17 protein-coding genes are annotated in these 22,121 nt (G+C 65.4%); 10 read left to right on the forward strand and 7 right to left on the reverse strand.

Features of this window, described 5'->3' with window-relative positions; genetic code table 11:
* Positions 1–7: 7 nt before the first annotated feature.
* Positions 8–1,243: a glycolate oxidase subunit GlcE gene (gene glcE, locus ACRECX_RS02725; protein WP_431557281.1), complete on the reverse strand. Its 1,236-nt coding sequence runs from the start codon at positions 1,241–1,243 to the stop codon at positions 8–10.
* On the reverse strand, positions 1,240–2,739 hold the full coding sequence (locus ACRECX_RS02730) for an FAD-binding oxidoreductase (protein WP_431557282.1): 1,500 nt from the start codon (positions 2,737–2,739) through the stop codon (positions 1,240–1,242). The genes glcE and ACRECX_RS02730 overlap by 4 nt, the downstream gene beginning before the upstream one ends.
* Positions 2,740–3,015: 276 nt before the next feature.
* On the opposite strand from ACRECX_RS02730, the gene ACRECX_RS02735 reads away from it, so the two are divergent.
* The gene (locus tag ACRECX_RS02735) at positions 3,016–3,411 is read left to right on the forward strand and encodes a c-type cytochrome (RefSeq protein ID WP_431557283.1); all 396 of its coding nucleotides are present in this window, start codon (positions 3,016–3,018) and stop codon (positions 3,409–3,411) included.
* Positions 3,412–3,421: 10 nt separating this feature from the next.
* On the opposite strand, the gene ACRECX_RS02740 is transcribed toward ACRECX_RS02735, so the two are convergent.
* On the reverse strand, positions 3,422–4,504 hold the full coding sequence (locus ACRECX_RS02740) for a TRAP transporter substrate-binding protein (protein WP_431557284.1): 1,083 nt from the start codon (positions 4,502–4,504) through the stop codon (positions 3,422–3,424).
* Positions 4,505–4,685: 181 nt separating this feature from the next.
* Between ACRECX_RS02740 and ACRECX_RS02745 the strand changes: the two genes are divergently transcribed.
* Genes ACRECX_RS02745 through ACRECX_RS02755 form a run of 3 tightly spaced genes read left to right on the forward strand, consistent with a single transcriptional unit; the run spans position 4,686 to position 8,588 of the window.
* Positions 4,686–6,647 carry a polysaccharide biosynthesis protein gene (locus tag ACRECX_RS02745; RefSeq protein WP_431557285.1) on the forward strand — a complete coding sequence of 654 codons (1,962 nt, stop codon included), beginning with the start codon at positions 4,686–4,688 and terminating at the stop codon, positions 6,645–6,647.
* Positions 6,648–7,652: a glycosyl transferase gene (locus ACRECX_RS02750; RefSeq protein WP_431557286.1), complete on the forward strand. Its 1,005-nt coding sequence runs from the start codon at positions 6,648–6,650 to the stop codon at positions 7,650–7,652.
* The gene (locus ACRECX_RS02755) at positions 7,653–8,588 is read left to right on the forward strand and encodes an NAD-dependent epimerase/dehydratase family protein (protein ID WP_431557287.1); all 936 of its coding nucleotides are present in this window, start codon (positions 7,653–7,655) and stop codon (positions 8,586–8,588) included.
* On the opposite strand, the gene ACRECX_RS02760 is transcribed toward ACRECX_RS02755, so the two are convergent.
* A complete protein-coding gene (locus tag ACRECX_RS02760; RefSeq protein WP_431557288.1) occupies positions 8,585–9,706 on the reverse strand; it encodes a glycosyltransferase family 4 protein in 1,122 nt (373 codons plus the stop codon). The genes ACRECX_RS02755 and ACRECX_RS02760 overlap by 4 nt on opposite strands.
* A gap of 197 nt (positions 9,707–9,903) precedes the next feature.
* On the opposite strand from ACRECX_RS02760, the gene ACRECX_RS02765 reads away from it, so the two are divergent.
* Positions 9,904–10,209: a hypothetical protein gene (locus ACRECX_RS02765; protein ID WP_431557289.1), complete on the forward strand. Its 306-nt coding sequence runs from the start codon at positions 9,904–9,906 to the stop codon at positions 10,207–10,209.
* Between the two features lie 88 nt (positions 10,210–10,297).
* Complete coding sequence (locus ACRECX_RS02770) at positions 10,298–11,017, forward strand: hypothetical protein (RefSeq protein ID WP_431557290.1); 720 nt, start codon at positions 10,298–10,300, stop codon at positions 11,015–11,017.
* A gap of 12 nt (positions 11,018–11,029) precedes the next feature.
* Here the strand turns inward: ACRECX_RS02770 and ACRECX_RS02775 are convergent, their stop codons facing one another.
* The 3 genes from ACRECX_RS02775 to ACRECX_RS02785 all read right to left on the reverse strand — a co-directional run bounded on the left by ACRECX_RS02775 (position 11,030) and on the right by ACRECX_RS02785 (position 17,183).
* Positions 11,030–13,351 (reverse strand): tetratricopeptide repeat protein, encoded by a 2,322-nt coding sequence (locus ACRECX_RS02775; protein ID WP_431557291.1) that lies wholly within the window; start codon positions 13,349–13,351, stop codon positions 11,030–11,032.
* Between the two features lie 754 nt (positions 13,352–14,105).
* Entirely contained in the window at positions 14,106–15,257 is a 1,152-nt protein-coding gene (locus ACRECX_RS02780) for a hypothetical protein (RefSeq protein WP_431557292.1), read from the reverse strand.
* Positions 15,258–15,422: 165 nt separating this feature from the next.
* The gene (locus tag ACRECX_RS02785) at positions 15,423–17,183 is read right to left on the reverse strand and encodes a sulfatase-like hydrolase/transferase (RefSeq protein ID WP_431557293.1); all 1,761 of its coding nucleotides are present in this window, start codon (positions 17,181–17,183) and stop codon (positions 15,423–15,425) included.
* 219 nt (positions 17,184–17,402) lie between these two features.
* Between ACRECX_RS02785 and ACRECX_RS02790 the strand changes: the two genes are divergently transcribed.
* The 4 genes from ACRECX_RS02790 to ACRECX_RS02805 all read left to right on the forward strand — a co-directional run bounded on the left by ACRECX_RS02790 (position 17,403) and on the right by ACRECX_RS02805 (position 22,111).
* A complete protein-coding gene (locus ACRECX_RS02790; RefSeq protein ID WP_431557430.1) occupies positions 17,403–18,008 on the forward strand; it encodes an ANTAR domain-containing response regulator in 606 nt (201 codons plus the stop codon).
* 10 nt (positions 18,009–18,018) lie between these two features.
* Positions 18,019–19,269 carry a CmpA/NrtA family ABC transporter substrate-binding protein gene (locus tag ACRECX_RS02795; protein WP_431557294.1) on the forward strand — a complete coding sequence of 417 codons (1,251 nt, stop codon included), beginning with the start codon at positions 18,019–18,021 and terminating at the stop codon, positions 19,267–19,269.
* Between the two features lie 320 nt (positions 19,270–19,589).
* Complete coding sequence (locus tag ACRECX_RS02800) at positions 19,590–20,993, forward strand: CmpA/NrtA family ABC transporter substrate-binding protein (RefSeq protein ID WP_431557295.1); 1,404 nt, start codon at positions 19,590–19,592, stop codon at positions 20,991–20,993.
* A gap of 41 nt (positions 20,994–21,034) precedes the next feature.
* A complete protein-coding gene (locus ACRECX_RS02805; protein ID WP_431557296.1) occupies positions 21,035–22,111 on the forward strand; it encodes an ABC transporter permease in 1,077 nt (358 codons plus the stop codon).
* Positions 22,112–22,121 lie beyond the last annotated feature (10 nt).

Genomic DNA, 22,121 nt, shown 5'->3' on the forward strand with positions numbered 1-22,121 from the left:
GCCTGCCCTACATATCCCGGTACATCCGGCCCGGATTGAGAATGCCGAGCGGATCGAACGCGTGCTTAAGCTTGGCCGACAGCGCCGCGATCGGCGGGTCGAGCGGCTGGAACACGTCGATGCCCGCCCTGGTCGCGTCCTCGGCGCGGATCAGGGTGGCATGACCGCCGAATTCGGCAAGGGTGCGGCGGATGTCGACCGCGCCGCCGTCGGTGAGCGGCGGCGTCTCGATCCAGATCAGGCCGCCGGACCAGTCATAGACGGCACGGACCTCCATCTTGCGCGAGAGATTGCCGATCAGCTTCGCCGCGCAGGATGGGATGGTGGACACGCGCCACAACGGATTCGGCTTGCCTTGGAACATCTTGAGGGTGCGGACCTCGTTCCAGAACATCTTGCTCCGCTCCTGATCGAGTTCGAGCGCGGGGCTATAGGCTAGCAGGGTCTGGGTGAGACGGCTCGCCCGGTAGCGGGCCGAAGCGGGAAAATTCTCGACCCTGATCGCCGTAACCGAGGCCTCGGCGGTGGCGATGTCCTCATCGGAAAGGTGCGCGGCAAGCTCCGCGTGCATGTGCACGGTGCCGGATACCTCGAACGGCGTGCCCATGGCGATGCACAGCGCCTCGACGGCGGTTTGATCGGTCAGGCCGAAGAAGACGACGGTGCGGGCCTCACGCTGGGCGGGCAGCACTTTCAGCGAAATTTCGGTCATGATCGCCAGCGTGCCCCACGAACCGGCGAGGGCGCGGCCTAGATCGTAGCCGGTGACATTCTTCATCACCCGGCCGCCGGCCTTGATCTGTTCGCCGCGGCCGTTGACGGCGTGCACGCCGAGCACATGGTCGCGAGCCGAGCCTTTGAGAATGCGCCGGCTGCCCGATAGATTGGTGGCGATGACGCCGCCGATCGTTGCCTCGCCTGGCCCATAGCCGAGGACCGGCCCGAGATCGACCGGCTCGAAGGGCAGCTCCTGGTCATTCTCCGCAAGCAGGGCTTCGATTTGGCCGATGGTCGTTCCAGCTTGCACCACGAGGGCAAGCTCGGTCGGCTCGTAGAGGGCCACGCCGACCATGTTCTCGGTGCTGACCACGGCGCCTGAGCCCACCGGCAGCCCCACCTCGCGCTTGGTGCCGCGACCCATCACTTCGAGCGGCGTGCGGGTATCGGCCGCCTCGGCGACGAGGCCGGCAAGCTCGGCTCCAGTCTCCGGAGCGTGGAACCCGAGGCGCATGTGAACGGTCACGGCGCGTGGTGTCCTTCCGCCGGTTCGGGCTCGATCCCGTGCATGTCAAGCCCGCGCATCTTGCGGGCGTCGCGCCCCTCGATGGGGAACACCTTGCCGGGATTGAGCAGCCAAGAAGGGTCGAACGCTTCCTTGATGCGCACCTGCTGATCAATGTCCTCGTCGGAATACTGCAGGTACATCAGCTCGCGCTTCTCGATGCCGACGCCATGCTCGCCGGTGAGGCAACCGCCGAGCTCGACGCAGAGCTTCAAGATTTCCGCGCCACACAATTCCACGCGCTCGAGCTGGATCGAGTCGTTGGCGTTATAGAGAATGAGCGGATGGAGATTGCCGTCGCCGGCATGGAAGATATTGGCGACGTCGAAGCGGTATTTCCGGCAGATCCAGCCGATTTCGTCGAGCGCCTTCGACAGCTTGGACAGCGGGATGACGCCGTCCATGCAGTAATAGTCGGACAGTTGGCCGATGGCGCCGAACGCCGCCTTGCGACCCTTCCAGATGGCTGCGCTCTCCGCCGCGCTCTGGCTGCGGCGCACGCTGCTGGGGAAAAAGTCCCTGGCGATGTCCTCGACCTTTTCGAGTAGATACTCGATCTCATCCTCCGACCCCTCGACCTCGACGATGAGCAGCGCCTCCGCGTCGAGAGGATAGCCGGCCGCCACGAAATGCTCGCAGACATGGATCGCCGGGCGGTCCATGAACTCGATGGCTACGGGGACGATGCCTGCGGCGATGATGGCGGCGACGCAAGAGGCGGCGGCATCGGTTGAGTCGAAGCCGAGCAGAATGGGGCGCGATCCTTCGGGTGCCTTGAGCAGGCGAACGGTCACCTCGGTGACGACGCCAAGCTGGCCCTCGGAGCCGACGATCAGGGGCAGGACGTCGTAGCCCGGCGCTTCGAGATGGGTGCCGCCGAAGTCGACGACCTCGCCGTCCATCATCACCATGCGGACGCCGAGCACGTTGTTCACGGTCACGCCGTATTTGAGGCAATGCGCACCGCCTGAATTGGTGGCGACGTTGCCGCCCACGGTGCAGGCAATCTGGCTCGATGGGTCGGGCGCATAAAAGAAGCCGTTGCCGGAGGCCGCCTCGGTCACCGCGACGTTGGTGATGCCGGCCTCGACCCGCGCCACGCGATTCGCCGTGTCAATTTCCAGCACCTTGTTCATGCGCGACAAGCAAAGCACGACCGAATCTTCGAGCGGCAGCGCGCCGCCCGACAGCGACGTGCCGGCGCCGCGCGGCACCACCTTGACGTGATTGTCGTGGCAGAAGCGCAGGACAGCGCTCACCTCTTCCGTGGTTCCGGGCAGCACGACGGCGAGCGGCACGCGACGATAAGCCGTCAACGCGTCGGTCTCGAAGGTGCGGCGCCCCTCAAGATCGGTGATCAGGATCGCCTCGGGGACCAGCCGCTTGAGCTGCCGCACGATGTCGTTCCGGCGCGCAAGGACGGCGCGGTCCGGGTCGGGAAGGGTCAGTGTCGACATCAAAGGCTCCAAGACCGTCCGAGTGGCGTTGGCAGGACGAGCTTCCGCTAGTCTTTCGCATGGGCGAAGGGAGTGGGCAATATCCGCCGCTTGGGCGGTCCCAAAATGGCTCTTTTGCAACGCCCGCTGCCCTTTACGCGTTACCAAGGACACGAGGGAGCTGCTTTTGAGGGCGTCATCGGCCTCTGATAAAATCGGCCGGGGCGTCCTACGAACACTGGGCTGTCCAAGGCAAGCGCCGCAGCGCTTCTTGGGCATTGTTTGAGGAGGACTGAGATGAGGAAACTTGCGCTTTTAGGGCTGGTCGGTGCCGGCACGCTGGTTGCGTTGGTGGGTCCTGCTCCTGCCGCCGGCGATGCCGAGAAGGGCAAAGAGGCGTTCGCCAAATGCGCCATCTGCCACCAGGTCGGACCGGACGCCCAAATCGTCGTCGGCCCCCCGCTGAACGGCGTGATCGGGCGGAAGGCTGGAGCCTTTCCCGACTTCACCTATTCGGCAGGCATGAAAAAGCTCGGCGATGACGGCTATACGTGGACCGAGGACAACATCGACAAGTTCATCGCCGATCCGAAGGCGCTGTTGCCGGACTCGCCCATGTCGCTCGCCTTTCAGGGCGTGCCTGACGCGGACGAGCGCGCGAACGTCATCGCCTATCTGAAGACGCAGCAGTAGCAGCGCCACCTCACGGCGCGGCGTCCGGTTCCGGCGAAGCCGGCGGTTCCGCCGCGCCTGAGGAAGTGGACTGGAACTTCTCGATATCGTCGAGAACTTCCTTGAAGAAATAGTCGCGTGCGCCCTCCTCCTTGGCGATCCCGGCCCAGGCCTCACGCAACGCCTCGATGACCTGGTCCGGCCAATCGAGAATGCGGACGCCATCCTTGGTCGAAAGGCTGGCGAGCGCTTCGGCTTGCAGGCCGGCGCTCTCGCCAAGCGTGGTGCGCAGCATGTCCCTGCATGCCGCCTCGATCGCCTCCTGCCGCGCGGTGCCGAGCGCGTTCCAGCGATCCTTGTTGATCAGCAGCTCGAGCACCGTCTCGGGCTGGTGCCAGCCGGGCATGTAAATGATCTTCACCGTATCCTGCAGGCCTTGCTCGCGATCGACCGCGGGCGTGTAAAGCTCGGCGGCGTCGATCTTGCCTTTCTTGAAGGCCTCAGCCAGAGCGCCGCCGGCCACGAGCACGGGGACCACGCCGAGCCGCGCGGCGACCCGCGCGCCGAGCCCGAAGATGCGCATGCGCAGGCCTTCGAGATCCTTCTTGGCGTTGATCTCCTTGACGAACCAGCCGCCTGCCTCGGCGCCGCCGAAGGCACATGGAATGACATGCACCTTGATGCCGGCATGGTCGTACATTTCCTGATAGAGCTTGCGGCCGTTGCCCTTGTCGAACCAGGCGAGATAGACCTTGGCGTCGGGCCCGAAGGGGTAGCCTGCGAACAGGCTCGCCGCCGGCACTTTCGCCGCCCAGAAGCTCGCCGTGGCGATTCCGGCGTCGACCGTTCCGTCCGCCACTTTGTCGAGGATCTCGTGCGGCTTGGTGCCGTCGCCGGGTTCCTTCAAGTCGAGGACGACGTCGCCTCCCGAGCGCTCCTTGATCGCCTTGGCGAGCGCGGCGGCAGGCTTGCCGAGTCCGGGTAAATGGGTGCCATAGACAAGCGGCGTGACGAGCGCGACCGGCGCCTCCTCCGCCCTCGCGTCGGTGGGCTGGAGCAGCAGACAGGCGGCGAGCGCCACGGCGCCCACCCCAACTGCGACCCGATTGGCCATTTCCCTCGTCACGCCTGGAGTGCTACATCCCGGACCACGCGACCTCAAGCCTCGCTGCCGGCCCCGGGGGCCCTATCCCATTGCTTCCGTTTGCCAAAGGCTTCCGCTATGGTTCAACGCACACTTCCTATGTGCATGATCTATTTGGGGCGGACTTAGGTCCGGTGCAGGGTCGGCCACCATGTCGCTAGCCGTTTGGCTGATCGAGCGCCCACGCTGGTTCAAGCGGACGCTCTTGATCGTGAACGACTTCACGATGCTCGGCATCTCGTTGTGGGCCGCTTATTCGTTGCGCCTCAGCCAACTCTACGTGCCGGAGACGTTCGGGGTCTTCCTTCTCATGCTGGCGGCGCCCGTGGTCGGCGTCCTGGTGTTCCATTGGCGCGGGCTCTACAAGCTCGTCACCCGGTTTATCGGCCCGGAAGGCACCACGCGCATCTATACCGCCGTGGCCATCGCCGCCGTGCTGTGGGCGCTCGTGGTGTTGATGAGCGGCATCCAAGGGCAACCGCGCTCGGTGGTGGTGATCTATGCCCTGATCGCCGCTGGTCTCATCCGCCTCAGCCGGCAATGGGCGGGCTCCCTCCTGCTGAAGGCTGCGCCTCAACATAAGCCGCTGAGCTTCGACGAGCGGAAGAACGTCATTATCTATGGTGCGAGCACGATCGGCATCCAGCTGTTGCGCGCGCTGAACGAGACCGACTCCTACCGCACGGTCGCCTTCATCGACGCCAATCCGTCGCTGGCCGGCCAGGTCGTGCACGGCGTGAAGGTGGTCCGGCCCGAGAAGATCGGCAAGCTCATCGCCGAGGAGAACGTGAAAGAGGTGCTGCTCGCCACGCCTTCGGCGCTCCGCGGCGAGCGGCGCGTGGCGATCCGGGCGCTCGAAGCTTATCCCGTGGTGGTGAAGACCTTGCCGGCGCTCGAGGAGATCGCCTCGGGCAAGGTCGAGGTCAGCGACCTTCGCCCCATCGACGTGGAGGACTTGCTGGGTCGCGACCCGGTCACGCCGGACCTCGAGCTTCTGACCGCTCAGGTAAGCGGCAAAGTCGTGATGATCACCGGGGCCGGCGGCTCGATCGGCTCGGAGCTGACCCGCCAATTGTTGCGGCTCGGGCCGAAGACCCTCGTCCTATTCGATCTCTCGGAAGTCGCCCTCTATGATATTTCCATGGAAATCGAGGAAATGCAGCGGCGGCGGCAAAAGGAAGCCGGAGACCGGCCGGCCGAGACCACTGTGGTTCAAGTGCTCGGCTCCGTGCTCGACCGTAAACTTGTCGCCCGCACCATCGAGGAGCAGGGCGTCGAGGTGATTTATCACGCCGCCGCCTACAAGCATGTGCCCATCGTCGAGGTGAACCCGTTCGCCGGACTCCAGAACAACACGTTCGGCACGCTCGTCGTGGCCGAGGCGGCCAAGGAGCTTGGCGTCGAGCGCTTCGTGCTCGTATCGAGCGACAAGGCGGTGCGTCCGACCAACATCATGGGCGCCAGCAAGCGCCTCGCCGAGCTGATCCTCCAGGCTCTGGCGCAGGAAGGCGCGGCCACGATCTTCACCATGGTTCGGTTCGGCAACGTGCTCGATTCCTCCGGCTCCGTGGTCAGGTTGTTCCGCAGCCAGATCAAATCGGGCGGCCCGGTCACCGTCACCCATCCCGAGGTGGTCCGCTACTTCATGTCGATGCCGGAGGCGGCCCAGCTCGTGATCCAGGCGGGCGCCATGGCGACGGGCGGCGAGGTGTTCGTGCTGGAGATGGGCACGCCGGTCAAGATCGACGACCTCGCCCGCACCATGATCCGCCTGTCCGGCCTCGAAGTCCGCGATGAGGAGCATCCCGACGGCGACATCGCCGTCGATTATGTCGGCTTGCGGCGCGGCGAGAAGCTCTACGAGGAGCTTTTGATCGGCGAGAACACGACCGGCACCAACCATCCGCGCATCTTCAAGAACTCCGAGCCGATCCTGCCCTATGACGATCTCATCGCCGCGCTCGAACGCCTCGAGGACGCGATCCAGCGGGTCGACGTGGGCGAGCTTCAAGAAATGCTGCGCGCCACGGTGGAAGGCTATGTGCCGGCAAGCGCCGTCATCGCGGTCACCGCCAAGGACGAGTGGCAGCCGGTCTCGCGCACGCTTCACTAAATGCCGGAAGCCGTCGTCTCTTGGGTCGCCGTGGTGGCGGGCAGCGCCGGGCTCAGCGCCGGGCTGATCTTGCTCCTGAAGCCGCTTCTGGTCCGCTATCTGCTCGCCCGTCCCAATTCCCTCTCGTCGCACTCTACCGCCACGCCGCAAGGCGCGGGCCTTGCCGTCATGGCGGCACTGCTCGTCATGTGCGGCGGGGCACTATTGCTGGGTGTGGCGCCTCCCCCGCCGAGCCTCTTGCCCGTGCTGGCCGGCATTGCCTTCCTCACCGTGCTCGGTGGGCTCGACGATGCGCGTGCGCTGCCGGTGTCGTGGCGGTTCATCGGCCAAACGCTCGCAGCGCTTCTCGTCGTCCTCACCCTTCCTTCCGGCTTTCGCCTCATCGAGTTTCTGCCGCTTGGCTTGGAGCGGGTGCTGATGGTGCTCGGCGTGGTGTGGTTCGTGAACGCCATTAATTTCCTCGACGGCCTCGACTGGATGACGGTGGCGCAGGTCGTGCCGATGGCCCTTGGGGTCGCGATCCTGCAAAGCCTCGGCGTGGTGCCACCGAGCATTGGGCTTCTGGCGCTCGCTTTGCTCGGCGCCATGCTCGGCTTTGCCGTCTTCAACAAACATCCCGCGCAGGTGTTTCTCGGCGACGCAGGCAGCCTGCCGATCGGGCTCTGCCTCGCCTATCTGCTCATCTACGTGGCCGAGGCCCATCTCGTGTCCGGCCTCTTGCTCGCGCTCTACAGCCTCGCCGACTCCATGATCACGCTCTGCCGCCGCATGCTCGACGGGGAACCCATCCTGTCGGGGCACCGGCGGCATTTCTATCAGCGGGCGGCGGCGCTCGGGCTGGCCGCGCCGCAGGTCACGGCGCGGGTGTTCGCGCTCGGGCTTCTGCTCATGGTTCTTGCCATTGCCGCGGCGCTCGCCAAGTCGCTGGCCGCAGATTGTCTGCTGCTCGCGCTCGGCGCCGGGGCCACGGTTTTTGTGCTGTTCAACTTCTCGCGGGGGCGGTGAATGGCGCGCCGCGTGCTCATCACCGGCGCCACCGGCTTCATCGGCAAGAAGCTGACCACCGCGCTCTCCAAGCAAGGCTTCGCCGTGCGCGCCGCGGCGCGCGATCCCTCCGCCATCATCGCCGTGGGCGAGGTGGAGCGCGTGGCCCTGCCCGACCTGGCGCGTCCTGTGGACTGGTCGCCCCTCCTCGACGGCGTGACTGAGGTCGTGCATCTCGCCGGCATCGCGCATGCGCCGGGCACTCTGCCCGACGACGCGTACACCCGCATCAACGCCGAGGCGGTGGGCGAACTCGCCGAGCAGGCGCGCAGTAAAGTGGAGCGCCTCGTGTTCGTCTCGTCGGTGCGCGCGCAGGCCGGCCTTTCGGCGGACCGCGCCATCACCGAGTCGGATGAACCCGAACCGACCGACGCCTATGGTCGCTCCAAGCTTGACGCCGAGCGGCTGCTTGCGGCAAGTGGCGCCCGCTACACCGTGCTCCGTCCTGCCGTCCTTTACGGCAAGGGCGTCAAGGGCAACATCGCCGCGCTTGCCACGCTCGCCAAGACGCCGATGCCGCTTCCCTTCGGCGCGCTCGACAATCGCCGCTCGCTGCTCGCCCTCGATAATTTCGTCACGGCGGTCACCCACGTGCTCGACACGGAGGAGGCGCTTGGCGAGACCTATCTCGTGGCCGACGCCGAGCCGATCACCGTCGCCGATCTCGTCGCCGCCATGCGCGAAGGACTCGGCCGGCCGCCGCATCTCGTGAAGGTTCCCGCCGGCGCGGTGCGGCGTATTTTGAAGTCGGTCGGCCGCGAGGCGGACTGGGAGCGCGTCTCGGGTGAGTTTGTCGTCGATGTCTCGAAGCTGATGGCGACCGGCTGGCGTCCCCACGTCGAGACCCATGCCGGCATCATCCGCATGATGCGCGCCGAGAACGGCGCCGCGGCCTAGCGGCCGGTCAGCCGGTCGTAGAGCGCCACCGTCTGCCGCCCGATCGCTTCGGCGGAGAATTCCGCCTCGACCAGGCGGCGCGCCGCCTTGCCGAACCGCTCGCGCAGTCTCGCATCCTCCGCCATGCGTCCCATGGCGTCGGCCAAAGCCTCGATGTCGTCGACCGGCACGGTGAGCGCCGTCTCGCCGGCGATGGCGATCTCGCGGCAGCCGGGCGCGTCGGTCGCCACCATGGCACGCCCGCAGGCCGCCGCTTCGAGCAGGCTCTTGGGCAGCCCCTCGCGGCGCGAGGCGAGCACGGCGAAATGCGCTTGCCGCCACACCTCTCGGATATCGGCGACATGGCCCAGCCATTGGATGCCGAAGGCGCTGGCGAACTCGCGCAGCTGCTCCGGCGCGAGCGAGCCAGGGTTCTCCTTGTCGGTGTCGCCGGCGAGCAGCAGCCGCATGGCGACGCCGCGTTTGGCGAGGAGCGCGAAGGCGTCGATCAGGGTCATCACGCCCTTGTCGGCAAGCATGCGCCCGACATAGGCCGCGGTGATTGGCGGCGGCGGCTCGGGCAGCGGCACGAGGCGCTCGGTGTCGACGCCGGACCCTCTGATGGTCACCACATGCTCGGGCGGGACCCCTAGCTCCAGCACGAAGGCGCGGTCGTCGGGGTTCTGCACCACGGTCCAACTCTTGTCGCGGCGAAGGAGGCTGCCGAGGGCGAAGCGGACGGCGCGCCGCGCGAGCCCGCTCACCCGCGCCTCGCCGATGAACAGCGAGCCGACGCCGGTGAGGCTGTTGACCACGACGGGCGGGAGGCCAAGGCTCGCCGCCGATCCCAGCACGACAGGCTTCAGCGAGACATTGTGGACGAGGGCCGGGCCGAGGCTGCGGAAGAGACCTCTCAGCTCACGGATGGCAGACAGGCTGTCGCCCAACGAGAGGCTGCCGCGGCTCCAGGAGAGCGCATGGGGGGTGAAGCCCTCCTTCGCGATCGCCGCGCCGGCGTCCTTGATCCTGGTGGCGACATGGATCTCATAGCCAGCCGCCTTGGCCGCCCGGGCCATTGGCAGCCGGTGCGACAGGAAATACCAGTCTTCGGTGACGACGTAGAGGAGGCGGGGGGCCATGGCGGCACCGCTTGTAGCAGCGCCGGGGTTTCAGCGGAACAGACAGGCCTTTTGCCCGGCTAAACGTCATATCTTGCCGACTGTTGCGGACGGGCCACGGTCGATCGTCGACGGGGATGATCTGCGATCACGCTCTGGCCTCCCCCGCCAAATCACGCTAGGATTGGCCTACGGGAAAAGCGGACTTAGAGGGAAAGATGAAATATCGCGGTCTCGTCCTGGTGCTTTGCGGCGCCGCCGGGCTGGCTTTGCTGCCGGCCAGCGCGAGCGCGTTCGAAATTCAAGGCGAAGGCGAGAAGGTCCCCGGAAGTGCGGCCGAATTCTATGGTTTGAACGGGACCTACACGCTGCCCAAGTTCGACGGCTACTCGCTGGCTATGCCCTACAGCAGCAGCACCAGCACCGACAGCAGCCACGTCTCCGACTACGGGAATTCGATTCCGATCCCGGCGCCTGGGATCAGCCAGCCAGCGCCCGCTTACATGCGCGGCCCGTTCCGCTAGGCCCTAGTTTCGTCCATCGCACTACCTGATCTCGCGGGGCGCTTGCCCCGCGATTGATTTGGGCGCGGCCCCGTGCAACACCGCCGGCATGCAGGAGATCATCGCCCTCCAGCGCTGGCTCTATGGCGGCATGGCGAGCGGGCTCGGCGACGTCGCGCAAGGCAACATAGCGGCCGTCGCCGCGGCCATGGCCGCCGCGGTGCTGTTCGGCGCGCTCCATGCCCTGATGCCGGGGCACGGCAAGACCGTGCTGTTCTCCTACCATTTGGGCCAGCCCGGGAGCGTGATGGCCGGGATCGCCAACGGCGCGATCCTCGCCCTCACCCATGTCGGCCTCGCCGTGCTGCTCGTGCTGGCCGGCTTTGCCGTCATCAGCAAGGTGTTCGCCGTCGGCGGCCGCACGCCGCAATTCGAGACGGCGAGCGGGGTGCTGATCGTGCTGATCGGCGCATTTCTGCTATGGCGCGCGGCGGTGAACCACGCACACGCCGACGCCGCCGACGGGCGGACGCTCGCGTTCGTCACCGGGCTCGTCCCCTGCCCTCTGACCACATTCATCCTGAGCTATGCGTTGGCGCGCGGCCTGTTGGCGGCGGGGCTGGCGGTGACGACGGCGATGGCGGCGGGGATGGTGGTCACCATCGCGGCAGTGGCGGTGATTGCGGTCTTGTCGCGACAGCGGCTGCTGTCGCTGCTCGCCCGGACGGAAGGATTTCGCGGCATGGTCGGTCGCGTCTTCGAGGTGGGCGGCGCGGTGCTGGTCCTGTTGTTCGGTCTCTTGACGCTGCTTCGCGCGCAAGGGGTATGAGTCCTATTTGCCTCATTGCTGAGAGACCTCGCGGCGCAGCGCCTCGACGAGTGCGGCCACGCTTTCGTTTTCCGGTTCGAGCACGGCGAGCCGCTCGGCGTAATGCAGTGCCGTGGCGGGATCGCCGCCGGCCCTGGCGAAGTTGACGAGCGCCAGCAGGCTGTCGCGGTCGTTCGGGTGGCGCATGACATTGGCCTTGAGCACTGCGATGGCGTCGTCGCGCCGTCCGGCCGAGTCCAGCGCGACGGCGTAGACATAGGCGTAGCGCGCGCGATCCGGCTCGAGCTCGGCGGCGAGGCGCAGCTCTTCGAGCGCTTCGTCCGGTTGCTTGAGGCGCACGAGGGCGAGCCCCAGCGCATGATGCAGGCCGCCATCGTCGGGGGAGGATTGAAGCGCCTGGCGCAACACCACCTCCGCGTCCTTGTCGCGGCCGAGCGCGCGGTAGAGATCGGCGAGGTTGACGGCGGCCGGCGTGAAGTGGGGACTCAAGCGGAGCGCCGCCTGATACTCGGCCTCCGCCTCAACCATGCGGCCGGCCCGCGCATGATAGCGAGCGAGCAGCGACCGCGCCTCCGGCCGGTCGGCATTGAGATTTTGCGCGGCGACGAACTCCTGTTCGGCTTGCTCCAGGCGCGCACGCTCGTCGGCCGAGAGGTTGCCGAGCGGGTAGCCGCCAAGCAGGAACCCGGCCTTGATGCGCACGCCACGAACGGAATCGGACAAGAGCGGCGAGACGATTTGCCAAAGTTCCGCCGGCGGCACCGCGTCGAGATGGTCCAGCGCCGCGATCCGCACCAAAGGATCGGGGTCGGTCAGTCCTTTCTTGATGAGCGCCGCGGTCTCGGGCGAGGCGTGGGCGATCAGCTCCTGAAGCGCGCTGGCGCGAACGAAGGCAGGCGCCGCGGGATCGGACGCGACCTCGGCCAGCAGGCGTTCGGCGTCCTGACCGCCATGCCAGGCGGCGTGGAACGCCGGGCCATGGGTCGGGAAGCCCTTGCGGTCGGGGCCGAACCACTCCGCGACCGCCGTCGCCGCCCACGCCGCCGACTTGTCCGTGTGGCAGTCCGTGCAAGCATTGTTGGCGCCGAGACTTGCGGAGAGATCGGGGCGCGGCACACGGAAGGAATGATCGTGGCGCGGATCGACGACCATATAAGTCTTCACCGGCATATGGCAGGCGACGCAGCTCGGCGCGGCTTCGCCTTCGTGATGCGTATGGACTGCCGTCTCGTAGCTCGACGCGTGGCATTGCAGGCAGACCTGATTGCCCGAGTGGCGGAGCTTCGCGCTGTGCGGGTCGTGACAATCGCTACAGGTGACGCCGGCGGCGAACATCTTGCTCTCTTTGAACGAGCCATAATTGTAGACCTCGTCCAGCATCTGGCCGTCGGGCTGGTAAAGCCCGCGCGCCAACATCGACACCACGTGCGTATCGGACAGCGGACGGCCCGGCACCCAAGCCTCGGCGATCTGCCCACGCCGCGCATGGCAGCGCCCGCACATCTCGACTTCTTTACGTAAGGCCGCCGGTTGCGCACTCCGCGTGGGTAAACCGGTCTTCGCATCGCGCGGCCAGGTGACGCCGGACCGCTCGTCGAAGCGCGCGAGGAGTCCCATCAATGCATCCTTCGCGCCGGGCTCGGCGCCGCCCTTCGCCCAGGCGACATGGGCGGAGCCCTCGCCGTGGCAAGCCTCGCAGCCGATGCTGATCTCCTCCCAGGTGGTGGCGAAGCGATCCGCGGCAGCATCGTAATTCTTGGCAACGCCGGTCGAGTGGCACTCGGCACACATGAAGTTCCAGTTCTGGTTCAGCCTGGTCCAATGCAGCGGGTCGTCGTGACGGATGTCCTCGTCCGGATAGAGGTGGAACCAGCGCTGACCACCCTCCTCCTTCGGCCGGCTGTCCCAAGCGATGGTGAGCGCCTGGACGCGGCCGTCCGGGAAGTCCACGAGATATTGCTGCAACGGCTCGAGCCCGAACGTGTACTTCACCTCGAAGGTGTCGAGGGCGCCGTCGGTGCCATCAGTCTCGACGTAGAACTTGCCGTCCTTCTTGAACAAGCGCGAGCTGACGCCGTGATAGTAGAACGTCGCATCGTCGAAGTCGCCGAGCACCGTGTCGACGGTCGCGTGCGCCATGGCGTGGGCGTGCTGCGAGCCGTGCCACAGTCTGCCCTGCTCGGCGTGGCAGGAGATGCACGTCGCGCTGCCGACGAAGCTGAGCTTTTCCTCCGCGCGGTCGGTGGGGCCGCACGGGTCGCAAAGCAGGAACTTCCAGATCAGGCCAGCGGCAAGCACGATAACGGCGGCAATAAAGGCTAAGCCGGCAAGCAACCATCGCCGTCGCTTCGCCCGCGGCTTGGACTCGGCCTCGCTCTCCCGAGTTGGAGCAGTTTGCGGCCGTCCAGGCTTAGGCTTGAGAGATGATTTGCGCCGGCGGCGAGCCACTGAACGTCCCGGGTCGAATCTAGACGGCCTCAGGGAAGCGCGAAGGGACCGATAAGTCCAGCCTGTAGCCCGGATAAGCGAAGCGAAATCATTTGTAGCCCGGATGAAGCGCAGCGCAATCCGGGAGTCCAAGCGAAGGCGCCTTGCATTCCGCTTCGCTTCATGCGGGCATATGAAAATATTCCTAGACCTCCGCCAGAGCTCTTGCTACAATACGCCCACCTCGTCCGCTTAAGGGGCGTTGCTCTAGAGGCGTCTTGAGTGGCGGGACGGGGTGCGGCGCCTGCGGGACACGTTACGCAACGACGTCCTCCGGGCGGCACCGGGCTACCCCCCGGGGCTACTACGAGCCCCCGGCAAGAGCCATACGACTTGGCCTGTCGCGCGTTTGAGCGCGATGCAAGGCCATTCGAAAGAGGGGTCCGCTGCTGCCGACCAACGCCGCAAATGACATGCGCTTTCGCCCATTGGCGGAAGCGCGTGTGGCGCGCCGGAAGGCGCCCGCCGCGTCTCCCAAAAGGAACGCGGACACCATTACGGACTGCGCCGTTCGGCGCGCCATCCCCCTTCGCTCACGATGGGGGCTTGCTCTTTGACATAAGCCGGACGCTGACCGCGCCGCGGCGACGATGAGGCGCGCCTACCAGCGGAAGGTCAGCTCGGCGAGCGGCCCGTGCAGGATCACATCTTGGCCGCGCCGGCCCTTACTGGACGACTCCTCGTAGTGCAGCCCGAGCGCCTTGTAGCCGATGGAGGTCGTCGTATCGTACCCGAACAGCTTGCCGTCGCAGTCGAAAGTCAGGACCACCTGCCAGCTGAAATCGTCGGCCTGGAAACCGCCGACGTCGCCCATCGCCGTGAACGACCGCCCGTTGCCGATCTCGTGCGTCATGCGCATGGCAACGACCGGGTCGACCCACTCGATGAGGCCGCTATTGGCGAAGGCGAAATTGCCGGAGAAGTCTTTGTCGGCAAGGGCGATGCGCGCCTTGAGGAAGGCGACGCGCAACTTCTCCAGCTCCTCGAGCGCGCCGATTACCTCGCCGCGTCGGTCAACTCTCTTGAGGCGATTCTCGAGCCGGGCGACGCGGCGCTTCAAGACCGGCGAGTTCTCGTCATGGACGATCCGCCTCTCGATGAACGCCTGCCGCAGCTCGTTGAAGCGTGCCAAGGCCGCGACCCGGTCTTCCCGGTTATCGATGCGCTGGAGACGCTCCTTCAGGCGGTCGAGGCGCTGGCCGATGTCGCGGGTGACGGAGAGATCGACGGCGAGAGTCACGTCGAGCTCTTGCCGCACCCAGCGCGCGCCGCCGCCAAGCTCGAGCGTGGTGTTGCTCCCTGTCGCGCCGCTGAAGTTGGCGACCTCATAGAAACCGTCGGCCTGGTAGACGCCGAATTCGTAGTCTGCGCCGAGGCGCCCGCTACCCTTGAGCGTGAGCCCGCCGAGGGGAGTGGCTTCGCCGAGGAAGTCGGAATCCATGGCGAACTTGGAGTAGATAATGTCGGTGTAGAGCGCGAAGGGGCCGCGCCTGGCTTCGAAATTGGCCATGATGATCGGGCCGTCCAAATGCTCGATCAGATCGATGGGGTCGGCATAGACGTCGAAGGTGAGTCCGCGCGTGGTGGCGTCGCCCTGCACCCAAAGCGCCCAGCCGTAGAGACCGCCGTCGAACTCCCAGGCCGAGACGGGCGCAGGCGGCTCGAGTTTGTCGCTCCCCGCTGCCGCGGCACATGGAAACGCGACCGTCAACGCGCAAGCGCCGAGCACGCCAAACCAAGTCTCACGCAACATCCGCCGCCCCCGAAAGGCCTCCCGACTGCAAGAATAGGGGCAAGCCGGGTGCCGCGCTTGTCATTTCGGGCCGCCGGCGAGCGAAATTCCGCGCGCTTGTTGCGGCGCTGCCACAGTCCGAAAAGCCAGGGGGCGTGCGCGCACGCACGCCCCCTTCAAGGACCGCTAAGGCGTCGGTCTGCCCGGCCCCTGCTCCTCCATGTTCTTTTGATGCAGCTTCTGCATCTGCGGCAGGAGGTCGTAAACCGGCGGGTTATTGGACATGAAGCCGATCTTGAACTGCGGCGGGTACTTGAGGAGGTCCTTCATATACGCGCCAGATGCCGCCATGATCGGCACACCCATCGGAATGTGGCGAATGCCGATGCTGACGTCCTCTTGCGGGTTTGTGTAAAGGTTGAAGGTAATGCCGCCGCCCGTGTCGGTAAAGATGCCGCCGCTAAATCCACCGAAGTCGCCCCGCTGGACCACGGAGTTCTCGATTTCCATGGTCATGACTCCCTTGAACTCATCGATGCGCGTGGCGGCGAAGTATTGGTTCAGGGTGTAGATGCGGCTGCGCCGCGCCGACAGTCCGTTGTCGGCAACCAGGAACGACGCCTGATCCACGCCGTCGATATAGGTGGTCTTCGGAAAGAGATCGGCAAGCTTGGCACCTGGGACGCTGGCCAGCGACAACGCCGTCGGCAACAGATCAGCGAGGTCGAACAGCTGGTCGGACTTGCGCGGGCTGATCATGTCTTTCCAGTAGACGAAGGTCGGCACGCGGACGCCGCCCTCCCAGGCAGAGCCTTTGCAGCCGCGGAACGGCGTGCGCCCAGCCGGCGGGATCTCGCACTCCGGCCCGTTGTCAGAGGTAAAGAAGATCAGCGTGTTCTCGAGCTCGCCGACTTCGGCGAGTTTGTCGATCAGCTTGCCGAGGATGTAGTCCATTTCAACCATGCAGTCGCTGAACACAGTGCGCGCCATCGACTTGCCGGCCCAGTCGTCCGACGGGTAGTTGTCGAAATGGCAGCCGCGCGTCGCGTGATAGAGATAGAACGGCTTGTCGCTGCCCTTCATCTTGTCGAGGAAGGCAAGGCTCACATCGAGCCAATGCTTGTCGAGATGCTTGATGTAGTCGAGCTCGATCAGCTTGCCGTTCTCGCATTTCTCCGTGTCGGCCGGCGTGCAGTGAACCTCGTAGTGATTGAAGTCCTCCGCCTCCAGCATCTTGAAGCGCTCAGGCGAGAGCGCGACCTCGGGATTGAAGTAGATGTCGCGCCACTCGGTGTACATGTCGGACACTCCGAGGAAGCCGACATAGGCGTCATAGCCGACATTCTGCGGCAGCGAGCCCTTGTTCTCGCCCATGTGCCACTTGCCGACGCCTTGCGTGATGTAGCCGGCGTCCTTGAGCAGCTTCGGCATGGTGATGGCGCCGTCGAGCCCGCCAGCCTCGCCATACATCGGCGGGCGGAGAATGCCGTGATGGAGCGGATTCTGCCCGGTGTGGATGGTGGCGCGCGTCGGCGAGCAGGACGGGGTCGAATAAGCGCTCGTGAGGATCAGGCCCTCGTTGGCGAGCCGGTCCATCACCGGTGTGGCGTTGCCGACGGCGACGCCGCCGCCGTTGAAGCCCGGATCCATCCAGCCGACGTCGTCCAGCAGGAAAATCATGATGTTCGGCTTTTTGCCGGTCTTCTCGGCGAGCGTGGCAAGCTTCTCAGCCGCGTCCTTGTCCTGATCGGGGTGCGGCACTACGGGGTACATATTGTCGGCTGGCTTCACGTCTTGCAGGTGAATGTATTGCTCGGGATGGCTGAACCCGGGCGCGGTGGTGGGGCCCGTCGCGGCCCCGCGAATATTCTCTTGCGCCAAAGCGGGTCCGGTAAGGACCAGGCCCAAAACGGCGACGGCACACGGATTTATTATGAACGGCCTCATGATGGGGAACTCCTTCGGCACCAGTCGCCTGTCGAATCTCAAATCGAAGAGACTCGCGGCGCTGGATTGGCGGCGATTCGCCGATTATCGGAGGCTTCGGTGACGGTTCAAGCCGTCAGGCTTGGAATGGTAAGGGTTTTCCGCATGAGAAGTGCTTGCCGTCGCCCGGAACCCGCGTCACAATTGTGCGCCGCACAAAGAACCCTCGAGCCCTTGTCCATTTCCGCCATCGATAGCCACGACAACGCGCTGAGGATTCTCGTTATCGACGAGACGCCAATCCGGCGCGCGATTCTCGAAACCGGCCTCAAGGAGGCCGGTTTTGCCAATGTTACGACGCTCGACACCGCCAACGGACTGATCGAGCGAATCTATACGCTCGACCCGGACGTCATCCTCATCGATCTCGACAATCCAAGCCGCGACGTGCTGGAGCAGATGTTCCAAGTGTCGCGCGCCGTGCGCCGGCCGATCGCCATGTTCGTCGAGCAAAGCGACAAGGCGACCATCGAGGCGGCGATCGACGCGGGCGTCAGCGCCTATATCGTCGACGGCCTCAAGAAGGAGCGCGTCAAGCCGATCCTGGAGATGACGGTGTTGCGGTTTCGCGCCTTCGATCGTTTGCGCACCGAGCTTGAAGAAACCAAGAGCGCGCTAAAGGAGCGCAAGGTGATCGAGAAGGCCAAAGGCATCCTGATGAAGAGCCGAGGCTTAAGCGAGGAGGAGGCGTACACGCTCCTGCGCAAGACCGCCATGGATCAAGGCAAGCGGCTGGTCGACGTCGCCGAAGGCTTGGTCAGCACGTTCGAGCTGCTGAAGGAGTAGAGCAAGCGTCATGCACGAGCTGAAGCCAAATCGAAAGAGCGAGCGGGAGGTGCGCGCAGGCTTCATCCCGCTGCTCGATTGCGCGCCGCTCGTCATCGCGCGCGAGCGTGGCTTCGACCGGCGGTTCGGCGTGTCGCTCAGCCTGCATCGCGAAGCGTCGTGGGCCAACATCCGCGACAAACTCGATATCGGCGTGTTCGACTGCGCCCATATGCTGGCGCCGATGCCGATCGCGGCAACCCTTGGTCTTGGCCGCGCGACCGAGCCTGTGATCGCGCCGATGTCGCTCAGCCTCAACGGCAACGCCATTACGGTATCGCAGCCGCTCTATGCGGAAATGCGCAACGCCGACGCGCCGGCGGTGCGCGAAGGCGGCATGGCGGCGGCGCGGGCCATTGCCGAAGTGGTGCGCCGCCGGGCTGCGGCAGGCCGCGAGCCGCTCACGCTCGGCATGGTCTATCCGTTCTCCTGCCACAACTACGACCTCAGGGCCTGGCTCGCCTCGGCCGGAGTCGATCCCGACAACGACGTCAACCTCATCGTCGTGCCGCCGCCGCTCTTGGCAGAGTCGCTCAAAGCAGGACGCGTCGACGGCTTCTGCGTCGGTCAGCCGTGGAACAGCGTGTCAGTCGCCGAGGGTCACGGGGTGATCGTCGCCACCAAGAACGAGCTGTGGCCGATGAGCCCCGAGAAGGTGCTCGGCGTGCGCGAGACGTGGGCGGGGCGGGAGCCCGAGCTGTTGAGCGACCTCATTCGCGCGCTGACCTTTGCCGGGCAGTGGCTCGACGAGCCTGCAAACCGGCAGGAGGCCGCCTCTATTCTGGCGCAGCCGCACTATGTCGGGGTGCCGGCGGAGACCTTGCTCAGGCCCCTCACCGGAAATTTGCCGCGCGGCGGAGACGAAGCCGACCTTGTCGATCCTGACGCCGTCGTCTTTCACCGGCACGCCGCGAATTTCCCGTGGCGGTCGCACGCGGTGTGGATCATCACGCAGATGATCCGCTGGGGACAAGTGCGCGAGCCGTTCGATATTCTGGCGCTGGCAGAGCGCGTGTACCGTCCCGACCTTTATCGCGCAGCCGCGGCAGGACTTGAGATCGAGACTCCCGAGCACGACTACAAGAGTGAAGGCGCCGCTGCCGGCGCGTTGTTCTTTGGCGGCGCGACGTTTGATCCGCGGGCCGCGGTCGGCTATCTTGAGACCCTCCCCATCCGCGCCGCAGGGACCGATCTCAAGGCTTTCGCCGCGCACAATCCATGACGCCCACCCGCCCTGGGGTTTGCCGCACAAAGCAGCAGCAGCACTGTGCAGTGCACAACGATTGCGCATGAAGCGGGCCGGCGAGCCGCGCGAAGTTTGAACTAACTCATTGAACTCACTTAGTTATTTCTCTAGGCCCACTTTGGCACGCTTCTTGACTCTCTAATCCTGAACGGAGGAATGGCTCTTCCGACACTCTAATGCGGTCCAAGGGCGGACCGCGCAGGCAACGCTGCCTCGAAGATCGATCGCACACGATCGGTTTCTCGACGCAGCGTTTTTGTTTTCGCGCGCCGGACGGCGCGAACAAGGAGAACTAGATGACGAGGTTGGGATTTAGGGTAGCGAAGAACTGGGACCTTGCGGCGAAGGGGTTCGCGTTCGCAGCGGCGTTCGGACTTATCGGCGCGCACGCGTTACCGGCGCATAGCGGCGAGCTGGAGAAGGATCAGCTCAAGTTCGGTTTCATCAAACTTACCGACATGGCGCCGCTCGCCATCGCCAAGGAAAAGTTCTTCTTCGAGGAGGAGGGACTGCAGGTCGAGCTCGAGGCGCAGGCCAACTGGAAGGTGCTGCTCGACCGCGTGATCACCGGCGAGCTCGACGGCGCGCATATGCTCGCTGGCCAACCGTTGGGTGCGACCATCGGCTACGGGACCAAGGCCGACGTGATCACCGCGTTCTCCATGGATCTCAACGGCAACGCCATCACCGTGTCGAACGCCGTGTTCGAGGAGATGAAGAAGCACCTCGAAATGGACGCCGACGGCAAGCCGAAGCATCCGATCTCGGCAGCGGCGCTCAAGCCGGTGGTCGAGCGCTATCGCGCCGAGGGCGAGCCGTTCAGCATGGGCATGGTGTTCCCCGTATCGACCCACAATTACGAGCTGCGCTACTGGCTCGCGGCCGGCGGCTTGCATCCGGGCTACTACTCCGCTGACAACACGGCAGGGCAGATCCAGGCCGACGTGCTGCTCTCGGTGACGCCGCCGCCGCAAATGCCGGCGACGCTCGAAGCCGGCACCATTCTCGGCTATTGCGTCGGCGAGCCGTGGAACCAGGCCGCGGTGTTCAAAGGCATCGGCGTTCCCGTCATCACCGATCACGGCATCTGGAAGTTCAACCCGGAGAAGGTGTTCGGGGTGACGGCCAAATGGGCCGAGGAGAATCCAAACACCCATCTCGCGGTGGTCAAGGCGCTGATCCGCGCGGGCCAGTGGCTCGACGATCCGGCGAACCGTGCCGAAGCGGTGAAGATCTTGTCGCATTCCGCCTATGTCGGCGCCGACGAAAAGGTGATTGCCAACTCGATGACCGGCTCGTTCGAGTACGAGAAGGGCGACAAGCGCCCAGCGCCAGAATTCAACGTCTTCTTCAAGCACTTCGCGACCTACCCCTATTACTCCGACGCCATCTGGTACCTGACCCAAATGCGGCGCTGGGGGCAGGTCGGCGAGGCAAAGTCCGACGACTGGTATTTCGAGACCGCCAAGAGAGTGTATCGGCCCGACATCTATATGCAGGCCGCCGAGGCGCTGATCGCCGACGGCCACGCCAAGAAGGAAGACTTTCCCTTCGGCACCGACGGCTTCAAGGCGCCAACGGCCGAGTTCATCGACGGCGTCGAATACGACGGCAAGACGCCGAACGAATACCTGTCGAAATTCCCCATCGGCCTCAAGGACAAGCAGACCGTGGCCGGCAACGAGGTGGTCGGCGGCTGATGTCGCGGACCCTGCCATTCACCCAAGAAGGACATCCGCGAATGACGATCATGGACCACGCCGTCGCGCCGCCGCGCCCGTCGCTAAAAGAGCGGCTTGCGCCGGCCTTCGAACGGCTCGACCGGGCCTTGAAGCCGCTTGGCCTTGGCTGGCTCGTGCCGTTGGGGCGCTTGTCCGTCGGCGACCGGCCACAAGCTCAGGTCAAGGAGATCTGGCACAGCCTCCTCGTGCCGCTCATCGCCATTGGCTGCTTTCTCCTGCTGTGGGCGACCCTCGCGCCGCGGGTGGTCACCTCGCTCGGCGCAATCCCCGGACCGGTGGAGGTCGCCAAGCAGGCCGATGTGCTGTGGCAGGACCATTTGTCGGAGCGCGCGAAAGAGGCGGCGTATTACGAGCGGCAGGAGCAGCGGAACGCAGAGGCGCTGGCGAAGGACCCCAACGCGGAGGTGAAGTGGCGGAGCTATATCGGCAGGCCGACCTTCGTCGACCAGATCCTGACCTCGCTCAAGACGGTGTTCACCGGATTCCTGCTGGCGAGCCTCATCGCCATTCCGCTCGGCGTGTTGTGCGGGCTGTCAGGCACGTTCAACGCGGCACTCAACCCGATCATCCAGATCTTCAAGCCGGTGTCGCCGCTCGCGTGGCTGCCCATCGTCACCATGGTGGTGTCGGCGGTCTACATCGAGGAGTACGCGGGCTTTCCGAAGAGCTTCGTGACCTCCGCGGTCACGGTGATGCTGTGCTCGCTGTGGCCGACCCTGATCAATACCGCCGTCGGCGTCGCCTCGATCGACCGCGACCTCGTCAATGTCGGTCGGGTGCTGAAGCTGTCGTGGACGACCAAGGTGTTCAAGGTCGTGCTGCCGTCGGCGCTCCCGTACATCTTCACGGGCTTGCGGCTTTCGCTCGGCGTCGGCTGGATGGTGCTGATCGCCGCGGAGATGCTGGCGCAGAATCCGGGTCTCGGAAAGTTCGTGTGGGACGAGTTCCAGAACGGCTCGTCCGACTCGCTTGCTCGCATCATGGTCGCGGTGCTGACCATCGGGATCATCGGTTTCCTGCTCGACCGCCTGATGGTGGCGCTGCAGACCGCCGTCACCCACAGCCCGGCACGCTAGGAGGATCGAG

Origin of the sequence: Methyloceanibacter sp. (genome assembly GCF_050726195.1) — a bacterium.
Taxonomy (GTDB): Bacteria; Pseudomonadota; Alphaproteobacteria; order Rhizobiales; family Methyloligellaceae; genus Methyloceanibacter.

What these genes read in the sequence shown, in the direction of transcription:
- ACRECX_RS02730 (WP_431557282.1), bottom strand. Translation starts at nt 2,739, where the DNA reads ATGTCGACACTGACCCTTCCCGACCCGGACCGCGCCGTCCTTGCGCGC.
- ACRECX_RS02735 (WP_431557283.1), top strand. Translation starts at nt 3,016, where the DNA reads ATGAGGAAACTTGCGCTTTTAGGGCTGGTCGGTGCCGGCACGCTGGTT.
- ACRECX_RS02740 (WP_431557284.1), bottom strand. Translation starts at nt 4,504, where the DNA reads ATGGCCAATCGGGTCGCAGTTGGGGTGGGCGCCGTGGCGCTCGCCGCC.
- ACRECX_RS02745 (WP_431557285.1), top strand. Translation starts at nt 4,686, where the DNA reads ATGTCGCTAGCCGTTTGGCTGATCGAGCGCCCACGCTGGTTCAAGCGG.
- ACRECX_RS02750 (WP_431557286.1), top strand. Translation starts at nt 6,648, where the DNA reads ATGCCGGAAGCCGTCGTCTCTTGGGTCGCCGTGGTGGCGGGCAGCGCC.
- ACRECX_RS02755 (WP_431557287.1), top strand. Translation starts at nt 7,653, where the DNA reads ATGGCGCGCCGCGTGCTCATCACCGGCGCCACCGGCTTCATCGGCAAG.
- ACRECX_RS02760 (WP_431557288.1), bottom strand. Translation starts at nt 9,706, where the DNA reads ATGGCCCCCCGCCTCCTCTACGTCGTCACCGAAGACTGGTATTTCCTG.
- ACRECX_RS02765 (WP_431557289.1), top strand. Translation starts at nt 9,904, where the DNA reads ATGAAATATCGCGGTCTCGTCCTGGTGCTTTGCGGCGCCGCCGGGCTG.
- ACRECX_RS02770 (WP_431557290.1), top strand. Translation starts at nt 10,298, where the DNA reads ATGCAGGAGATCATCGCCCTCCAGCGCTGGCTCTATGGCGGCATGGCG.
- ACRECX_RS02780 (WP_431557292.1), bottom strand. Translation starts at nt 15,257, where the DNA reads ATGTTGCGTGAGACTTGGTTTGGCGTGCTCGGCGCTTGCGCGTTGACG.
- ACRECX_RS02785 (WP_431557293.1), bottom strand. Translation starts at nt 17,183, where the DNA reads ATGAGGCCGTTCATAATAAATCCGTGTGCCGTCGCCGTTTTGGGCCTG.
- ACRECX_RS02795 (WP_431557294.1), top strand. Translation starts at nt 18,019, where the DNA reads ATGCACGAGCTGAAGCCAAATCGAAAGAGCGAGCGGGAGGTGCGCGCA.
- ACRECX_RS02800 (WP_431557295.1), top strand. Translation starts at nt 19,590, where the DNA reads ATGACGAGGTTGGGATTTAGGGTAGCGAAGAACTGGGACCTTGCGGCG.
- ACRECX_RS02805 (WP_431557296.1), top strand. Translation starts at nt 21,035, where the DNA reads ATGACGATCATGGACCACGCCGTCGCGCCGCCGCGCCCGTCGCTAAAA.